Here is a 15,402-nt window from a genome sequence, read left to right on the forward strand (position 1 = left end):
CTTTTGAATATGACCAAAAACAAAATAAAGGGGCGAACATAGCAGTGTTCGCCCCTTATCTGATCGTTTAAAGTTGTTCGGCAAGCTGAGGTAGTACCTCAAATAAATCACCAACCAATCCATAGTCGGCAACTTCAAAGATAGGAGATTCTGGATCTTTGTTGATCGCGACAATCACTTTGGATTCCTTCATTCCTGCAAGATGCTGGATGGCACCGGAAATCCCAACCGCTATATAAAGCTTAGGTGCAACGATTTTACCGGTTTGACCCACTTGTAAGTCGTTGGCAACAAACCCGGCATCAACTGCCGCGCGAGAAGCGCCAATGGCAGCACCTAGTTTATCGGCAACTTGTTCGATCAACGCGAAGTTCTCTTTGCTACCGACCCCGCGTCCACCTGACACAACCACCTCTGCCGCGCTTAATTCAGGACGTTCTGACACGGTTTTATCGGCAGAAACCAATTCAACCATTGGAGCTGAGATAGTGACCTGCTGATGCTTAATATCAGCTTGGTTGTGACAAGTAACCGGCTCAAACGCAGACGCGCGCACGGTGATGACGCGAACCTTGTCGCTGGTGGTCACTTTGGCAAATGCGTTTCCTGCGTAAATAGGGCGGATAAAAGTGTTTTCATCGATAACTTGGACAATATCGGAAATTTGCCCAACGCCGAACTTCGCTGCTACTCGCGGTGCAAGATCTTTCCCTTTTGATGATGAGCTAGCCCAGATTGCGTCAAAACCTTCAGCAACACTCACTACAATAGGTGCGATACTCTCGGCAAATTGATGCTTAAGTTGCTCATCATCGACACAAATTACGTTTGATATACCATCAACGCGACAAGCTTGTTGAGCGACTTCTTCACACTGGTGGCCCACTACGATCAAAACATTGTCTTGGCTGACTTGTTTTGCTGCATTAACCACTTTGAGTGTGTCCGCATGCAATTGGTTATTGTCATGCTCTGCTATGATTAAGTTCTTCATGAAATCACCTTCGCTTCGTTACGCAGCTTATCGAGAAGCTCTGAGACAGATTCAACCTTGATGCCACCTTTTCTTTGCGCTGGCGGTGTGACTTCTTGGATGGTTTGGCTAAATACCACTTCAACACCCAGACTGTCAGGTGTGATGGTATCTAACGGCTTGCGCTTAGCTTTCATGATATTAGGCAAAGAGGCAAAACGCGGTTCATTCAGGCGTAAGTCAGTACTGATCACCGCAGGTAAGTTCATCGCGACCGTCATCAAGCCGCCGTCCACTTCTCTCACGACCTGAACTTTTTGATCTTCTATCTTCACGTCGGAAGCGAAAGTTGCTTGAGGCCAGTCAAGTAGGGCGGCCAGCATCTGAGCCACTTGGTTGTTGTCCGTATCAATGGATTGTTTACCCGTAATCACAAGCTGTGCTTGTTCTTGCTCAACCAGAGCTTTGAGCAGCTTAGCGACGACCAATGGCTCTATTTTGTCTTCAGTATCGATATGAATAGCGCGATCGGCACCTAGCGCAAGCGCAGTACGTAGTTGCTCCTGACACTGGCTACCGCCGGCACTGACAACGATGACTTCATCTGCAATACCTTGCTCCTTTAGTCGTACGGCTTCTTCAACGGCTATTTCGCAAAATGGATTAATCGTCATCTTGACGTTATTGGTTTCAACATCGCTATGGTCCGCTTTCACGCGAACTTTAACGTAGGGATCAATGACCCTTTTGATTGGCACTAGTATTTTCACGTTAGATTCCTTTTACAGTGAAGACTATGTGTTTACAGTGAAGACGATGTGATGACGTCTTTAAAATGATGTTAATTTACCTTTACGTTTGCGTCAACTTTAAATATATTGTTGGTTAACAAGTTGGCAACATGCAAAGAAAAAGGAATGCAATCATGGAAAGAGACTGCATGGAATTTGATGTTCTGATTGTAGGCGCTGGTCCCGCAGGTTTGTCTGCGGCATGCCGAATCAAACAATTAGCAGCAGAAAAAAAACAAGAGCTCTCTGTTTGCGTGGTAGAAAAAGGTTCTGAAGTTGGAGCGCATATTTTATCGGGCGCGGTGTTTGAAACGCGAAGTTTGGATGAGCTTTTTCCCGACTGGAAAGAGAAAGGCGCTCCGCTCAATACCAAAGTAAACCAAGATAAAACCTACTATCTAGGCAATGAAATCAATGGTCATGAACTGCCTTCTTGGGCGGTGCCTAATACGTTACATAACAAAGGTAATTACATCATAAGTTTGGGCAGTCTATGCCGATGGATGGCGTTGCAGGCTGAGAACTTGGGGGTGGAGGTCTACCCAGGTTTTACCGCCAGTCAAGCGATCATCGATGAAGATAGTCGTGTTTGTGGCGTGATCACGGGCGATATGGGATTAGATAAAAATGGTGAACAAAAAGGAAATTTCGAACCTGGTATTGAACTGCGAGCGAAGTTTACTTTATTTGCTGAAGGCGCACGGGGGCATATTGGTAAGCAGTTGATTAACCGATTTAATCTTGCTGAAGAGAAAACGCCTCAACACTACGCTATCGGTTTTAAAGAGCTGTGGGAAATCCCATCAGAGCAGCATCAGCAAGGTTTAGTAGTGCACGGATTAGGTTGGCCGTTATCAAATGAAGCTACAGGTGGCAGTTATCTCTACCATTTAGAGGGAAACCAAGTTGCCGTCGGGTTGATTGTTGACTTGAATTATAAGAATCCGCACTTGAGTCCATTTGATGAGTTTCAACGTTTTAAACACCACCCGTTGATTGAGCAATACCTCAAAAATGGGAAGCGTATTAGCTATGGCGCGAGAGCGATTACCAAGGGCGGCTTTCATTCGCTTCCCACGCAGCAGTTTGCTGGTGGCTTGTTAATTGGCTGTGATGCAGGAACACTTAACGGCGCTAAAATCAAAGGCACACACACCGCAATAAAATCTGGAATGCTTGCCGCTGAAGCAGTATGTGAAGCCCTTGAGAGTCAGTCAGTTACTGCTGATTATCAAAAGCATTTCAAACAGTCTTGGCTGTATGAAGAGCTTTATCAAGCACGTAACTTCTCAAGTGGAATCCACCGCTTTGGATCGTGGCTGGGCGGTGGTTTAGCGCTGCTGGAACATAACGTGTTAAAAGGTAAAGCTAAGTGGCATATCCGCTGTGATAAGCCTGATCATCAGTCTCTGTTATTGGCGGAAAACAGCAATGAAATTGTCTATCCGAAGCCTGATGGCGTGTTAAGTTTCGATCGCCTCTCTTCCGTTTATCTATCCAATATCTTCCATGAGGAAGATCAACCATGCCACTTACGACTGGAGAACCAGCGGATCCCTATTGAGCAGAACCTTGAATTATATGCAGAGCCAGCACAGCGCTATTGTCCGGCTGGCGTGTATGAAATCGTACAGGGGGAGCAGCAGCCAGAGCTGCAAATAAATGCGGCCAACTGTATCCACTGTAAGACCTGCGACATCAAAGATCCAAGTCAAAATATTACCTGGACTCCGCCAGAAGGTGGTGGTGGTCCGAACTATCCAAATATGTAAGCGTTTGAGAATAATTTTTATTAACAATTTATTTACTTAAAGTTTGCGTTAGTTCAAATCTTTCTCGATGAACTCGATTGCAACTTAATCTTTCAGGCACTATTCTGATTTTAAATTGACGTTTACGTAAACTGAATACAAAGTTGATGCATAGGTGTAAAAGCGGTTACCAGTATCAAAGTTAGGTTTGATCAAATAGTGCTCAATGGAACGCACTTAAAATAACGAAAGGGAGATCAACTATGGTATCGGAATCGCCTCTGTTGCAGGTAAACGATATTTCATTGGCTTTTGGTGGGGTGAAAGCTTTAACTGACGTGAGCTTCCATGTGAATGAAAAGGAAATTTTTTCAATCATTGGTCCAAACGGTGCAGGTAAAACCTCAATGCTCAATTGCATCTCTGGTCGATACACACCAAACAAAGGCTCTGTAATCTTCGCTGGAGATGACGTAACTAAACGTACACCAAGCCAACGAGCTGAGTTAGGGCTGGGAAGAACCTTCCAAAACTTAGCGCTCTTTTCTCATATGTCGGTACTGGACAACATCATGGTTGGCCGACACCACCTACTGAAAAATAACTTCGTCACGGGGCCACTCTATTGGTTCTCCAATGCGCAGAAAGAAGAGATGGCGCACCGCAAATATGTGGAAGACGTGATCGATTTTCTAGAAATCCAGCACATCCGAAAAGCGACTGCAGGCACGCTATCTTACGGCTTACGTAAGCGTGTAGAGCTTGCTCGTGCCATTGCCTTAAAACCTAAGTTACTGCTGCTTGATGAACCAATGGCAGGTATGAACTTGGAAGAAAAGGAAGACATGGCACGTTACATCATGGATCTGAATGAAGAATTAGATATCACGATCATCATGATTGAGCACGACATGGGCGTGGTCATGGACATCTCTAATCGCGTTTTGGTTTTGGATTTCGGTAAACACATTGCTACGGGTGAGCCTGAAGAAGTGATGGCCAACCCACATGTGAAACAAGCGTACTTAGGCGAAGAGTTACCGACATTAGAGGAGAGTGCATAATGGCACAGCAACATAATGATTGGGCAGATATAACCCGCTTAGATACCTTTCCAAAAGTGTTGCAACACAATGCCAAGAACTGGCCCGAACAAGTCGCAATGCGTGAAAAGGAGTTTGGTATATGGCGAGAGTTCACTTGGAAGGATTATGAAAACCGCGTCAAGTGGATGGCACTGGCACTACGAGATTTGGGTATTGGTGAGCAAGATGTCGTTGGTTTGCTAGGTGATAACCGCCCGGAATGGGTATGGGGCGAGTTAGCGGCACATGCGATCAAAGGTTTCTCGCTGGGCATCTATCAAGATTCTATGCACGAAGAGGTGGCGTACCTTATCAACTATGCCAAAGCAAAAGTCGTGATTGCCGAAGATGAAGAGCAATGCGACAAGCTGCTTGAGCTTGGTGATGAAATTCCTAGCGTTGAATACATTATTTACTGCGATCCTCGTGGAATGCGTAAATACGATGATCCAAGATTGATTGATGTTGAACAGGTCTACAAAAAAGGTCAGCTGATTGATAAAGCGGACCCAGACAAATATCTCAATATGGTTGTTGAAACCAAAGGCAGCGATCTTTCAATTCTTTGTACAACGTCGGGTACGACTTCTAAACCAAAATTGGCTCAGCTGCACAGTGGCACGTTCTTGGATCACTGTGCGGCTTACTTGCGTGCAGACCCTCGTTCCCCAGGCGACAACTACGTTTCTGTTCTGCCTTTGCCTTGGATTATGGAGCAGGTTTACGTGGTTGGTCAGGCGTTGATTTCTCGTCAAATCGTTAACTTTGTGGAAGAACAAGAAACCATGATGTCCGACTTGCGTGAAATCGGTCCAAACTTTGTGCTGTTAGCGCCGCGAGTGTGGGAAAACATTGTGGCAGACGTGTCTGCACGAATGATGGATTCGACACCGTTTAAGCAAAAGATGTACAAACTGGGCATGAGCTTAGCCAACAAAGCGTTAGAGCAGGGCAAACGTTCTAAACTCGCCGAATGGATTCTTTTGCGTGCTTTGCGAGACCGTTTAGGCTTTTCGAACCTAACATCTGCTGCAACGGGCGGCGCGGCGATGGGGCCTGACACTTTCCGTTACCTACAAGCTATTGGTGTACCACTCAAGCAGCTTTACGGTCAAACCGAAATGTGTGGTGCGTACACCGTCCACCAAGCCGATGACGTGGACTATGATTCGGTTGGCGTTGCGTTTGATAATGCAGAAGTGAAAGTCATCAACCCAGACAGCAATGGCGTTGGTGAAATCATCGCGAAAAGTACAGGCATGTTTACTGGCTACTTAAACAACCAAGCAGCATATGATGAAGATGTTCAAGATGGTTGGATGCACACAGGCGATGCGGGCTATTTTAAAGATTCCGGTCACTTGGTGGTGATTGATCGTCTGAAAGATATGTCGGAAACCAGCCACGGCGACCGCTACTCTCCGCAGTTCATTGAAAACAAACTCAAGTTCTCGCCGTTTATTGCAGAAGCCGTGGTGGTAGGTAAAGGTCGACCTTGGCTGTCTGCCATCATCTGTATTCGCTATGCGATCGTCGCGAAGTGGGCAGAGCAACGCGGCTTGGCATTTACCAACTACACCAACTTATCTGCTCAACCAGAAGTGTACCAAGCGATTCGTGAAGAAGTTCAAAAAGTGAACGAATCCCTACCGGATGCACAGAAGATCAGCAAATTCATTCTACTTTACAAAGAGCTGGATGCCGACGATGGAGAACTAACTCGCACACGTAAAGTACGCCGTGGTGTGGTTGCAGAGAAATACGGAGACATCATCGAAACCATCTACAGCGACGATCCAAAAGTCGATGTCGATACAGTGATTACTTATCAAGATGGCACTAAAACACGCATTCAAACGTCGCTAGTTATTGAAACGCTTATTGAGCATGAGCCAACACTAGTGGATAGCGAACAACGGAGGATCGCATAGTGAATACGGATTTATTACTGCAACTCGTCATTAATGGCGTGATCGTTGGCATGTTGTATGGTGTTGTCGCCATGTGCTTTGTATTGATTTACAAATCGACCCAGGTGGTCAACTTTGCTCAGGGTGAGTTCCTGTTGATTGGCGCATGGGTATGTTGGGCGGCATTGGTACACCTACAGTTACCGTTTTTTATAGGCTTTTTACTCACGCTCGCGTTCATGATGATTTTTGGTATCGCCGTGCAAACCATTGTGCTCAGACCGTTGATTGGTGAACCGATTATCTCTGTGATCATGGTGACCATTGGTCTATCGATGTTTTTCCAAGCGCTGATGAAGTGGATATTCGGTGTCTCTGCTGTGTCGTACCCGCAAGTGTTCGAAACCAACGTGGTGAATATCGGAGGTTTGAATGTTGAGTTTGCTTACATTCTGAGCTTGATCTTCTCAATGCTCATCATGGGCGCGTTCTACTGGTTCTTCAAATTCAGCAAAATGGGTCTGGCAATGCGCGCAACGGCATTCAACCAGCAAGTAGCCCAGAGTCTTGGCATTTCCATCAAGAAAGTGTTCGCCATCAGTTGGGCCATTTCGGCAATGGTATCTGCAACAGCAGGGATTGTTATCGGTATCGTTAACGGCGTATCTGACGCGCTATCCATTATTGGTATCAAAGTTTTCCCAGCCGTTATTTTAGGTGGCTTAGATTCGGTAGTCGGCGCAATTGTCGGTGGTATCACCATCGGGGTGCTAGAAAACTTGGCTGAGTTTTTTGATAGCCAATACCTGCAAGTGGGTAACCTGTACAACATCGCACCATTCTATGTGCTGTTAATCATTCTTGCCTTCAAGCCATATGGCCTGTTTGGTACCAAAGATATTGAGCGTATTTAAGGAGAAATAACATGGCTCAACTTAGCATGCGCCCATGTGGGGATTTTCGAACCACATACAAAAGCGATACGCCAATTTTTGAAACCAAAACCATCAGAAGCCTTGCGATTGCAGGTGTCATCGCCATGCTGGCAGCACCGCTGGTCTTGGATATTTACTTCCTAAACCTGTTTATTCAGATTGCATACCTCGGTATTGCGGCATTGGGCTTAAACATTCTGGTTGGTTTTACCGGACAAATCTCGCTAGGTCACGGTGCGTTCTTTGGCTTTGGCGCCTTTGCATCGGCTTGGCTAAATAACCAGTTTAACATTCCAGTCGTGTTTGCGATTCCGCTCGCGGGTTACTTAACCATGATTGTGGGGATGCTGTTTGGTCTGCCAGCCGCTCGAATTAAAGGTTTATATCTAGCTATCGCAACGTTGGCGGCGCAGTTTATTTTAGAGGACTTCTTTGCTCGCGCAGATTGGTTCAGTGGCGGCTCATACGGTGCAAGCGCGAACCCAATTAATTTGTTTGGCTTTGAGTTTACGACTGACGAAAGCTTCTTCTACATCGCTCTGTTTGCGCTGATCTTCATGTATATGTGGGCATCAAACTTAATCCGTTCTCGTGACGGTCGCGCGTTTGTCTCAGTACGAGATCACTATCTGTCAGCAGAGATCATGGGCATCAACCTAACTAAGTATCGTCTGCTCTCATTTGGAGTGTGTGCATTCTATGCTGGCATCGGGGGCGCACTCTACGGACATTATCTAGGGTTTGTATCAGCAGAAGGTTTCACCATCATGATGTCTATCCAGTTTTTGGCCATGATCATCATTGGTGGCTTAGGCTCAGTCAAAGGTACGCTGATGGGTACGATATTTATCGTACTTCTGCCTGAAGTTTTAGAGTTTGGCGTAACGGGGCTTTCAGCGTTTGGTGATACCACCGCTTTCACTGATGGTCTGGCTTACTTCAAAGAGATGGCGATTGGTTTAGTCATCATGCTGTTCCTCATTTTCGAACCTCAAGGATTATCGCATCGCTGGCAACAGATTCGAGCATATTGGAAACACTATCCGTTCTCATATTAACGTGGAATTAAGTGGAATATACCTCAATAACAAGGACAACGAGTTATGAACAAAGGACATTTAGCGACAACGTTGGTGCTGTCATCTGCACTGTTTACTACCGCAACTTGGGCAAAAGATTCTGTGTTTGTCGGGCAATTAGTCGACTTTTCTGGACCAACTGCCTATGTGAGCAAGCCTTATGGTTCTGGCGTGCGAGACGCATTGCGTTGGATTAACCAAAACGGTGGCATTAACGGTACCGAGCTCGAATTTGAAACAGTAGACATGGCGTACAAAGTACCAGTGGCGATTTCTAACTATAAACGTTGGGTTGCGCGTAAAGACATGGTTGCGCTGCAAGGTTGGGGTACGGCGGATACCGAAGCGCTTATTTCGTTTGTTACCAAAGACAAAGTGCCGGTGTTCTCTGCTTCTTACTCTGGTCACTTAACTGACCCAACTGGCAAAAACCCAAAAACCGCGAAACCAGCGCCTTATAATTTCTTTTATGGTGCGTCGTACTCAGATGCGTGCCGTGCGCTAGTTAAGTGGGCGAAAGAAGATTGGGAATCTAAGGGCAATCAAGGTGCGCCGAAATTTACGCACATTGGCGATAACCATCCATTCCCGAATGCGCCAAAAGAAGCGTGTGCAGAGTACGCCAAAGAGCTTGGTTTTGATGTGCAAAACCCAGTCGTTGTGTCACTAAAACCAGGGGACTTTAAAGCGCAATGTTTGTCGCTGAAAGAGTCAGGCACCAACTACGGTTACATTGCCAATATCGGTAGCTCGGTTATCTCACTAGTGAAGTCTTGTAACACGGTTGGGACAGAGTTCCAGTACATGGCAAACATTTGGGGCGGCGACAAGCCAGTGCTTGAAGCAGCAGGCGATGGCCTTAAAGATTACGTTTTCCCAGGTATGACGGCGTTTTGGGGAGACGATAACGAAGGCATGAAGCTGGTTCGTGAGATTTCTAAGCAGTCTGAATCAGAGCCGGGCGAATTCAGAACTCACCATTACATTCGCGGTATTTGTTCTGCGTTCTATATGAAAGAAGCGATGGAGTGGGCGAAAGATAATGGTGGCATCACAGGTGAAAACATCAAGAAGGGCATGTATGTCCATGACAACTGGGTACCACAAGGCTTAGAAGGTGTCTGTGTCCCTGCGAACTGGAAACCGGAAGATCACCGAGGCACAACAACCGTGAACGTCTTTATGGGTAACAACGATGGCGGTGCAGTTGATATTAAGAAAGTATCACAGGTGACATTGTCACGTCGTGACGATTGGCTAGGTTACTAATTTACGACTTATTAATAACAAAGCCTACTGAAAATAAGGATGGGTGAGAGAACACTCTCACCCTAGCAAGGAGTAGCTTGATGGCTGAATTAGCAACGAATATCGAACCGGCAGAAATACTGCTTTCAGTGAACAACATTGAAGTCGTCTACGACGAAGTAATACTAGTACTTCGCGGTGTGAGTTTAGAAGTTCCAAAAGGGCAGATTGTGACCTTACTGGGCGCCAACGGTGCGGGTAAATCCACAACGTTGAAAGCCATTTCTGGTTTATTGAAAACCGAAGATGGTGAAGTGACGCGCGGCGAAATCAACTTCATGGGCGAACGCATAGACAACAAAAGCCCGGAAGAGATCGTCCGTTCGGGCATCTTCCAAGTTATGGAAGGGCGCCGAATTGTTGAAGATATGACGGTAATAGAAAATCTTCGCTTAGGCGCTTATACACGCACTGACAACGAAGTTGAACAAGACATCGAAATGGTGTTTGACTACTTCCCGCGACTCAAAGAGCGCACTGGCCTGGCGGGCTATTTGTCTGGCGGCGAGCAACAAATGTTAGCGATTGGCCGAGCGTTAATGGCTCGACCGAAGATGATTTTGTTGGATGAACCGTCTATGGGGCTTTCTCCACTGCTAGTTAAAGAAGTATTCAGCATTATTAACAAGATCAACAAAGAGCAAGGTATTACCATGCTTTTGGTTGAACAGAATGCCAACTTCGCTCTTCAAGCGGCCGATTACGGTTACATCATGGAATCAGGCAAAATCGTACTAGATGGCAGCAAGCACGAATTGCTAAACAATGAAGACGTAAAAGAGTTCTACCTTGGCGGCGGCGATGAAGATCGCAAGAGCTTTAAGAATCTGAAATCTTACAAACGTCGTAAGCGTTGGTTGTAAGGAGCAAGGATGAACGAACTATTTGATGCGAAAGAATCGTTGTCTCTACAGGCGCGAGAAGAGTCGCTGTTTCAACGTTTGCCAGCGCTGATTGAGAATTCGAAAGCCAATAGCGAACATTACGCAGCGCATTTTTCTGAGTTAGAGCCTACATTGGCAAACAATCGTGAAGGGCTTGCTCAGTTCCCGATTACACGTAAGTTCAATGTACCTAATCAGCAGCAACTTAAACCGCCGTTTGGTGGCTTAAATAGCGTTGCCATTGGTCAAATGGCGCGTGTTTTTCAGTCTCCTGGGCCTTTATATGAGGCTCAAACGGATGAGGCCGATTTCTGGCGTATGGGGCGCGCGTTTCACGCTGCTGGGTTCTGTGCGGGTGATTTAGTGCATAACACGCTCTCTTACCATTTCTCTCCTGGCGGATTTATTATGGATGGTGGCGCAAGGGCTTGTGGTTGCGCTGTATTTCCGGCTGGAGTAGGCAATACCGAAGCGCAAATAGAGGCAATTAAACAGCTTCAACCTAATGGTTACACTGGTACACCTTCCTATTTGCTGACGTTGCTACAAAAGTACCAAGAGAAATACGATGAGCTGCCTAGCTTTGAGAAAGCTCTGGTCTCTGGTGAAGCGGTTACAGCAGACATGCAACAGATGTTTGAGGAAAAAGGCATTGCAGTCTTTCAAGCCTACGCAAGCGCAGAACTTGGTTTGATTGCTTATCAAGTGTCTGGTGAACAAGGATTAGTGATTGCCGAAGATATTATTGTTGAAATCGTTGATCCTGATGGTGTTCCTGTACAACCGGGAGAAGTCGGTGAAGTCGTTGTAACGTCGCTCGATGGGAAGTTCCCGCTGATTCGCTACGCAACGGGAGATTTATCGGCATATCTAGAGATTAGTTCTGATTCTTCACGCACGAACGCACGAATTAAGGGCTGGATGGGACGAGCAGACTCCGCGGTGAAAGTAAAAGGGCTGTTTGTTTATCCGCATCAGATCCAAGAAGTCTGTCGTCGCCACGATATTAAAGGCTCCTTGAAAATTGAGCGCGATGGCTTCAACGATGCCATTACTTTCTGTTGTCATGATGTGCATGTATCAGCAGAGGACATTCAAGCAACACTCCAGTCTGTCACTAAACTGAAAGGCAATGTCCAGTTTGTACCGAACCAAGCGGAGCAGCCGTTAATCAATGATCTTCGCAGTTAACTCATTGGTGGCATAAGTGCAGTAGAAAGTGGTTGTCATAAAAAACTAACAACGTCAGACAAAAGGCTAGAAAAGGGATACCACATTGCGCTGCGTATCCCTTTATTTTTTACTACCGCAATCAGGGAGCGGGTAAATGAAACAGGCACCAATGATTAACACACAATTCTGGGATGATTTGTTTATCCGAGGCACTATGCCTTGGGATGCCCAATCGACACCTCAAGAACTCAAGGATTATCTCGACAATTCACTTCATGTAGGCCAGTCAGTGTTTATTCCTGGGTGTGGTGCCGCTTATGAACTGAGCACTTTTATTCAATATGGGCATGACGTGATCGCGATGGATTACAGCCAAGAAGCGGTAAAAATGGCGCAATCAACGTTAGGTAACTACAAAGATAAAGTCGTATTGGGTGATGTATTTAATGCCGATTTTTCTCACTCGTTTGATGTCATTTACGAGCGGGCCTTTCTCGCAGCACTACCGAGAGACATGTGGTCAGAATATTTCTCTATGGTGGATAAATTGCTGCCAAGAGACGGTTTGTTAATTGGTTATTTCGTTATAGATGATGATTACCACTCTCGCTTCCCTCCATTTTGTTTGCGAAGTGGGGAGTTGGCAGCTTTTCTAGAGCCCACGTTTGAACTTGTGAAGTCCTCAGTGGTGGCAAACAGTGTTGAGGTTTTTAAAGGCAGAGAGCAATGGATGGTGTGGCAGAAACGTTAGTCGTCACTGAGACTTCTTTAGAAAGTATTCGCGGAAACTGTCTGGTTCTTTGTGAATCGCTGATACATAAGTCTTCACTCTATGCCTGATGGAATGCTCACATAGTTTGTCGGTTTGTGTGAAACATTAATTTCTCGTTGCTGGTTTAAGTTGTTGAGATATCTCTAACAGCGGTCGAGTGGTTGAGTTTATTGCTGGCACGGGTTGTGTGCTCAGAGCGTAAAGCGACAGATCAGCATCGATCCGAAAGGTAGTAGAACGTCTCTCACTGATCTGTCTATTTCATGCTTATACTATTTTAGGTTGACCATCTGATGCGGTGGCACCGCCGTCTACAGGTAGGTTTGCGCCATTAATGAAAGATGCGTCATCACTTGCCAAGAAAGTCACGACAGACGCAATTTCTTCAGGTTCGGCTGCTCGGCCAAGCGCAATGCGCTCATTGAATTTATCGCGGATGTCCTGCGGCCAGTCGTTTGTCATGTTGGTTTTTACTAAACTTGGGCATACGGCGTTAATTCTTACCCCATCCGCACCATGGTCCAATGCCATCGCTCGGGTAAGGTTCACCACTGCGCCTTTACTCGCGCAATAGAATGCGGCACCCCAGTCACCACCCAAACCGGAAACGGACGCGGTATTTACCATACAACCTTTCGTTTTTAAGAGTTCAGGCAAAGCAAACTTCGAGCAATAAACAACACCATCAATGTTTACACCAGAGATCTTCTTCCAGTCTTCCACACTACCTTCAATCACGGTACCAGGGACATGTACGCCAGCATTGTTTACTAAAATATCCAGTTTACCGAAACGGGTAACAACATCAGAAATCAGTGCTGCGACTTTGTCTGGATCAGAAACATCAATGGAATGCGCAGACACACGCTGTTTATCAAAGCCCTCAACGGCGTTTGCCAACTGCTCTTCATTCCAATCGGCAAGAGCGACGTTTGCGCCTTCTTCATACAAACGTTTTGCGATGGCCAAACCAATGCCATTGGCAGAGCCAGTCACGAGTGCGACTTTATTTTTTAATCCTCTCATGCGATTTCTCCTTCGAAACTTACAAAAACGGGATCTTGATTTTTCTCTGTGCGCGGCAACATCAGTTTGTCGTTGTCGCTGTAATCTACGGGGATAGCCACCACTGCTGGTCCTTCAACGTCCATGGCTTTATTCAATGTCGGTAGCAATTCGTGTTGACTAGTCACTGCGAAGCCTTTCGCGCCAAATGATTCGGCGTAGGCCTTGAAATCAATTGGTCCAAATTTCACACCAGAGCAGCGCTGATATTTGTTGATCTCTTGCATTTCTACCATGTTGTAGGCGTTATCAACCCACACAATATGGACGATATTGCAGTTCAGTCTAACCGCGGTTTCTAACTCCATGCTCGATTGCATAAAACCGCCGTCTCCCGATATCGATACCACTTTGCTACCAGGTTTTAGTAGGCTGGCACCAATGGCCCATGGTAGTGCAACGCCCATCGTTTGTTGGCCGTTAGACACCAGCATTTGGCGAGCTCGAAAACAGCTTAAGTAACGAGCGATCCAGATGTGGAAGCTCCCCATATCAAGGCATAGCGTGGTATCTGGTGTGATGATGGATTGCATGGCTTTAATTAGCGCCAGTGGATGAAACCCTTGCTTGTTATAGACATTGGGATAGGTCTTGATCACTTGCCGTTGCAGTGCTACCTCTTCCAGTACTGAAAGTGCCGTTGGGGAAAGGCGAGCATATTCAGAGATATAGCTGCCCATTTTGTCTAATGACTGCGCAATGTTTCCGACGATTTCAACACAAGGTTGATAATTAAGTTGGTATTCTGCTGGTTCAATATCGAGGTGAATCACTGGGTTGCGGTGGCTGTTCCAAAGCTCAGGGTCATACTCTATTGGGCTAAAGCCGATGGTGAGAATTAAATCGGCGTCCCGCAGTAAAACATCGCCAGGTTGGTTATTAAACAAACCGACACGCCCAGCAAAGTGATGATAGTAATTGATGTCTACCGTGCCGGCGGCCTGGTAAGTGCCGACAACGGGTAGCTGCGTATTTTGAAGAAATCGGGCGATAGCAGCAGCGTTTTGACTGCGGCTCGCGTGAAGGCCAAGTAAAACCACACAGCGCTTTGCTTTACTGATTCGACTGACCGCTTCTTCGATTGCTGCGATGTCTGCGCAACCAGGCTGTGTGTAAGGCGAGGGGACAATAATGTCCGTTTGGGTTTGCTCGGATAAAACATCTTGGGGGAGACTCAAAAAGCAAGCCCCAGGACGACCTGACTCTGCGATACGAAATGCGTTCGCCATGATCTCGCTTGCGGCGTCCACATGCTGCACTTCAGCACTGAACTTGGTTATAGAGCGAAAAATACTGACGGTATCCATGCTCTGGTGTGTTTGTTTTTGCTGGTCAGTTCGTTTCACCGCACCACCGATAGCAATCAGCGGATCGCCTTCGGAGTTTGCTGTTGCAACCCCCGTAACTAGATTTCCACAGCCAGGGCCTGACGTAACCATCGTGACGCCTGCTTTGCCGGTTAGTCTTCCCATAACGCCCGCCATAAATGCGCCGTTAGCTTCGTGGCGTACCGGAATCATTTGGATGTTAGTGTCTTCAATCGCATCGAACAGTCGATCGATTTTTGCACCGGGAATACCGAAAATGTACTTAATGCCGAGAGACTCTAGCTGTTGAGCGATCAACTGAGCTCCATTTTTATTTGAAGGTTTGGATTGCATTTGTTGTCCTTATTA

Annotated in this window: 13 protein-coding genes; 9 read left to right on the forward strand and 4 right to left on the reverse strand. The window is 46.3% G+C overall.

What is annotated here, in order from left to right:
- Nucleotides 1–67 precede the first annotated feature (67 nt).
- Together R7F67_RS03965 and R7F67_RS03970 are read right to left on the reverse strand one after the other, a co-directional pair.
- On the reverse strand, nt 68–994 hold the full coding sequence (locus R7F67_RS03965; RefSeq protein ID WP_017633699.1) for an electron transfer flavoprotein subunit alpha/FixB family protein: 927 nt from the start codon (nt 992–994) through the stop codon (nt 68–70).
- On the reverse strand, nt 991–1,743 hold the full coding sequence (locus R7F67_RS03970; RefSeq protein ID WP_017633698.1) for an electron transfer flavoprotein subunit beta/FixA family protein: 753 nt from the start codon (nt 1,741–1,743) through the stop codon (nt 991–993). Before R7F67_RS03970 ends, R7F67_RS03965 begins: the two co-directional genes overlap by 4 nt.
- A gap of 155 nt (nt 1,744–1,898) precedes the next feature.
- Between R7F67_RS03970 and R7F67_RS03975 the strand changes: the two genes are divergently transcribed.
- The 9 genes from R7F67_RS03975 (at nt 1,899) to R7F67_RS04015 (ending at nt 12,640) form a co-directional block, all read left to right on the forward strand.
- Nucleotides 1,899–3,536, forward strand: coding sequence for an electron transfer flavoprotein-ubiquinone oxidoreductase (locus tag R7F67_RS03975; protein ID WP_213872467.1), 1,638 nt, complete (start codon nt 1,899–1,901; stop codon nt 3,534–3,536).
- Nucleotides 3,537–3,778: 242 nt separating this feature from the next.
- The gene (locus R7F67_RS03980; RefSeq protein ID WP_005373297.1) at nt 3,779–4,579 is read left to right on the forward strand and encodes an ABC transporter ATP-binding protein; all 801 of its coding nucleotides are present in this window, start codon (nt 3,779–3,781) and stop codon (nt 4,577–4,579) included.
- Entirely contained in the window at nt 4,579–6,531 is a 1,953-nt protein-coding gene (locus R7F67_RS03985) for a long-chain fatty acid--CoA ligase (protein WP_005373296.1), read from the forward strand. Before R7F67_RS03980 ends, R7F67_RS03985 begins: the two co-directional genes overlap by 1 nt.
- Entirely contained in the window at nt 6,531–7,424 is an 894-nt protein-coding gene (locus tag R7F67_RS03990; RefSeq protein WP_005373295.1) for a branched-chain amino acid ABC transporter permease, read from the forward strand. The genes R7F67_RS03985 and R7F67_RS03990 overlap by 1 nt, the downstream gene beginning before the upstream one ends.
- 11 nt (nt 7,425–7,435) lie before the next feature.
- A complete protein-coding gene (locus R7F67_RS03995) occupies nt 7,436–8,503 on the forward strand; it encodes a branched-chain amino acid ABC transporter permease (protein ID WP_005382737.1) in 1,068 nt (355 codons plus the stop codon).
- A 45-nt stretch (nt 8,504–8,548) separates the two neighbouring features.
- Entirely contained in the window at nt 8,549–9,793 is a 1,245-nt protein-coding gene (locus R7F67_RS04000; RefSeq protein WP_005373285.1) for an ABC transporter substrate-binding protein, read from the forward strand.
- 80 nt (nt 9,794–9,873) lie between these two features.
- On the forward strand, nt 9,874–10,695 hold the full coding sequence (locus R7F67_RS04005) for an ABC transporter ATP-binding protein (protein WP_005373283.1): 822 nt from the start codon (nt 9,874–9,876) through the stop codon (nt 10,693–10,695).
- Nucleotides 10,696–10,704: 9 nt separating this feature from the next.
- Nucleotides 10,705–11,907 carry a phenylacetate--CoA ligase family protein gene (locus R7F67_RS04010; RefSeq protein ID WP_318056972.1) on the forward strand — a complete coding sequence of 401 codons (1,203 nt, stop codon included), beginning with the start codon at nt 10,705–10,707 and terminating at the stop codon, nt 11,905–11,907.
- 136 nt (nt 11,908–12,043) lie between these two features.
- Nucleotides 12,044–12,640, forward strand: a complete 597-nt coding sequence (locus R7F67_RS04015) for a methyltransferase domain-containing protein (protein WP_062731036.1) — start codon at nt 12,044–12,046, stop codon at nt 12,638–12,640.
- Between the two features lie 288 nt (nt 12,641–12,928).
- Here R7F67_RS04015 and R7F67_RS04020 read toward each other — a convergent pair whose 3' ends face one another.
- The gene (locus R7F67_RS04020; protein ID WP_318056973.1) at nt 12,929–13,687 is read right to left on the reverse strand and encodes an SDR family oxidoreductase; all 759 of its coding nucleotides are present in this window, start codon (nt 13,685–13,687) and stop codon (nt 12,929–12,931) included.
- Nucleotides 13,684–15,387, reverse strand: coding sequence for an acetolactate synthase AlsS (alsS, locus tag R7F67_RS04025; protein WP_047008215.1), 1,704 nt, complete (start codon nt 15,385–15,387; stop codon nt 13,684–13,686). The genes R7F67_RS04020 and alsS overlap by 4 nt, the downstream gene beginning before the upstream one ends.
- Nucleotides 15,388–15,402: the final 15 nt, after the last annotated feature.

Source organism: Vibrio sp. YT-17 (assembly GCF_033337375.1).
Classification (GTDB): domain Bacteria; phylum Pseudomonadota; class Gammaproteobacteria; order Enterobacterales; family Vibrionaceae; genus Vibrio; species Vibrio alginolyticus.